The sequence below is a fragment of the Streptomyces sp. genome (assembly GCF_050698815.1).
Taxonomy (GTDB): domain Bacteria; phylum Actinomycetota; class Actinomycetes; order Streptomycetales; family Streptomycetaceae; genus Streptomyces.
Genome location: NZ_JBOHCV010000592.1, coordinates 1 through 2,136, shown reverse-complemented (window position 1 = coordinate 2,136; position 2,136 = coordinate 1). Strand labels below are relative to the sequence as shown.

At 73.1% G+C, this 2,136-nt stretch carries 3 protein-coding genes; 2 read left to right on the top strand and 1 reads right to left on the bottom strand.

Annotated elements, in window-relative coordinates; translation table 11 throughout:
• The coding region (locus ACRDP3_RS21465; protein WP_431518613.1) for a PaaI family thioesterase at window positions 1-335 on the top strand (335 nt) is incomplete at its 5' end.
• Between the two features lie 4 nt (window positions 336-339).
• Window positions 340-696 (top strand): DUF488 domain-containing protein, encoded by a 357-nt coding sequence (locus ACRDP3_RS21460; RefSeq protein WP_431518612.1) that lies wholly within the window; start codon window positions 340-342, stop codon window positions 694-696.
• Between the two features lie 8 nt (window positions 697-704).
• On the opposite strand, the gene ACRDP3_RS21455 is transcribed toward ACRDP3_RS21460, so the two are convergent.
• A complete protein-coding gene (locus tag ACRDP3_RS21455) occupies window positions 705-1,907 on the bottom strand; it encodes a cysteine desulfurase-like protein (protein ID WP_431518611.1) in 1,203 nt (400 codons plus the stop codon).
• Window positions 1,908-2,136: the final 229 nt, after the last annotated feature.

The following is a 2,136-nucleotide window of genomic DNA, read 5'->3' as shown; positions in this document are numbered from 1 at the left end:
AGGAGGGCTCGGCGGTCTTCGAGGGCAAGACCGGCGAGTACCTGTGCAACCCCATGGGCACCGTGCACGGCGGTTACCTGTCCACCCTGCTGGACTCCGCCCTCGGCTCCGCCGTCCTCTCCCGGCTTCCCGCCGGGCTCGCCTACACCACCGCGCAGCTGAACGTGAACCTCATCCGCCCCGTTACCCCGCACACCGGCACCCTGCGGGCCACCGCCGCAGCCGTCCACGTCGGCCGGACCCTGGGCACGGCGGAGGCCAAGCTCACCGGTGCCGACGACGGCAAGCTGTACGCCCACGCCACCGCCACCTGCGCGATCTTCCCGACGAGGTGATCACATGAGTATCCGTGTCCGCCGGATCTACGACCCGTCCGGGCCCGGCGACGACGGTGTACGCGTCCTCGTCGACCGGCTCTGGCCGCGCGGGGTGTCCAAGGAGGCGGCGGGCATCGACGAGTGGCCCAAGGCACTCACCCCGTCCCACGAGCTGCGCCGCTGGTACCACGGGCCGGAGGGCGGTTACGAGGAATTCCGCCGCCGCTACGAGGCCGAGCTGGCGGTACCCGAGGCCGCGGAAGCCCTCGAAGGTCTCCGCGAGCGGGCCCGCGGCGGACCGGTCACGCTGCTGACCGCCGCCAGGAATCCGGACCGCAGCCACACGTCCGTACTGGCCCGGCTCCTGGCGGAGCGCTGAACCGCGATTCAGCGCAGGAAGTCCGCCAGGGCCTCCAGCAGTCGGTCGATGTCGTCGACGCTGTTGTAGGGGGCCAGGCCGATCCGCAGGCCTCCCGCGTCGCCCAGGCCGAGCCTGCGGGACGCTTCCAGTGCGTAGAAGGATCCGGACGGGGCGTTCACGCCGCGCTCCGCCAGGTACCGGTAGGCGTCGCGGGTGTCGCGGCCCTCGAGGGTCAGCAGCAGGGTGGGGGTGCGCAGGGCGGCCCGTGAGTGCCTCGTCACGGTCGCGAAGGCGGCCAGTCCCGTCTCGATCTGCCTGCGCAGCGCGTCCTCGCGTTCCTCCAGGAGCGCGAAGGCGGCGGTGAGCCGTTCGCGACGCCCGCCGCCTTCCTGCGCTCCCAGACCGGCGAGGAAGTCGACGGCGGCGCGGGCGCCGGCGAGGGCCGGGTAGGGCAGCGTGCCGTACTCGAAACGCTCCGGGACCGCGTCGGAGGAGGGCAGCAGCTTGTCCGGCGCGAGCGTCTCCAGGAGCCCGGGGCGGCTCGCGAGAACGCCCAGGTGCGGGCCGAGGAACTTGTAGGGGGAGCAGCTGAAGAAGTCCGCCCCCAGCTGCTCCAGATCGACGCGGCAGTGCGCGGTGAGGTGCACGCCGTCGACGTACAGCAGCGCGCCCGCTTCGTGCACCAGCCGGGAGATCTCCGCCAGTGGCGGGCGGGTGCCGATGAGGTTGGAGGCGCCGGTGAGCGCGACGAGGCGGGTGCGGTCGGAGAGCACCGAGCGGACGTCCTCGGCGCTCAGTTCGCCGGTCGCGGGATCGAAGTCGGCCCACCGGACCGTGGCACCGGCCTGCGCCGCGGCCTGGACCCAGGGGCGGATGTTGGAGTCGTGGTCCAGGCGGGTCACGACCACTTCGTCGCCGGGCGACCAGGTCTTGGCCAGCGTCCGGGAGAAGTCGTAGGCGAGCTGGGTGGCGCTGCGCCCGAGCACGATGCCGGACGGCTCCGCGCCGAGCAGGTCGGCCAGCGCCGTCCGGGTTTCGGCGACGATCGTCTCGGCGTTGCGCTCCGCCGGAGTCCCGTGGCCGCGGTTGGACAGCGGGTTCGCGAAGGCGTCGGCGACGGCGTCGATGACCGGGCGGGGCGTCTGGGTGCCTCCCGGCCCGTCGAAGAAGGCCGATCCGGCCGCCAGGGCGGGGAATTGGGCGCGGACGGCGGCGATGTCGTATGTCATGCGAACTCCGGGCGGCAGACGGGGCGGACGGTGCGGACGGGAACCGGCGGCTTCTGGTCCAAGGGTCATGTGTGCGGTCCGCACCGGGCAAGACCGGCACCCCGGCCGGATCTTCGGAACCGGCCGAGGTGAGCCCCGTCAGCCCGCGGGCTGTTCACCCGCCAGCAGTTCGCGCAGTTCGGCCACCGCCTCCCGCAGCCGGTCGGCGAAGGTGTGCATCTGGCCGGCC